The 812-nt window shown below is 72.4% G+C and carries 1 protein-coding gene; it reads right to left on the reverse strand.

All coding sequences use genetic code 11. The annotated features are described in order from the left end of the window. Nucleotides 1–785: SpnB-like Rossmann fold domain-containing protein (locus tag IEY93_RS37470; RefSeq protein WP_444544685.1), on the reverse strand; the 785-nt coding region annotated here is incomplete at its 3' end. Nucleotides 786–812 lie beyond the last annotated feature (27 nt).

Consider the following 812-nt stretch of genomic DNA (forward strand, 5'->3'; position numbering starts at 1 on the left):
GCCCCCTCCGGACCGAACGACGGCACGCGGTCCGTGACAGCGTCAGGCGCCGGAGCGGGGGCGAGGCGGGGGACGCGAAGCAGGCCGGCCCGAACGGCGATCTGCGATTCGCCGGTGGCCAACGCTCGCGTGATCACATCGGCGGCAGGGGTGTCCTCATCGACGTCGATCAGGACGAATCGGTCGGGCTGCTCGGCCTGGGCCGCACGCACCAGACCCCACACCGCGGCCAAGGCGGCATCCGGGACCTCGTCCGCACCGACCGCCACCGCACCTCGGGTCAGGAACACCAGCCGGGACGAAGCCAACTTGTCCTCGGCCAGCCAGCGCTGGAGGAGGTCGAGCACCACGTGGACGGCTTCGCGGGTCGCCTGGGGATCGGCCGGCCGTGCATGGGCTCCCGGGCAGAGAGCCAGCAGGGCGTCGGGTACCTCGTCCTGAGTGAGCTTGACGAGGTCGGCCAGGTCGAGCGACGCCGGCACACCGGTGTCCAGGTCATCCGGCGTCCTGGGGTCGCCCGGGTCTCGGAGGTCCCCGAAGTCGCCCAGACCTTCACCGCGGAGCACCGCCACCTGAGGCCGGTACGTCATGGGCGCCTCGGAGGTGCCGGCGGGTAGCGGAACCCAGTCGAGCCGGTGCAGGGAACCGCGAACCGTGGCGGCCGTCACCTGACCGGCCGACAGTGGTCGCAGGGTCAGCGCGTCGATCTGCGCGAGCGGGACACCGGCCTCATCGGCCAGGGCCATCGTGAGCGTGCCCTCCACACCCGCCGACGCGATCGTCACCCGCAACCCGGTAGCGCCGCCCGCATA

The sequence above is a fragment of the Sphaerisporangium melleum genome, assembly GCF_014646695.1.
Lineage (GTDB): Bacteria > Actinomycetota > Actinomycetes > Streptosporangiales > Streptosporangiaceae > Sphaerisporangium > Sphaerisporangium melleum.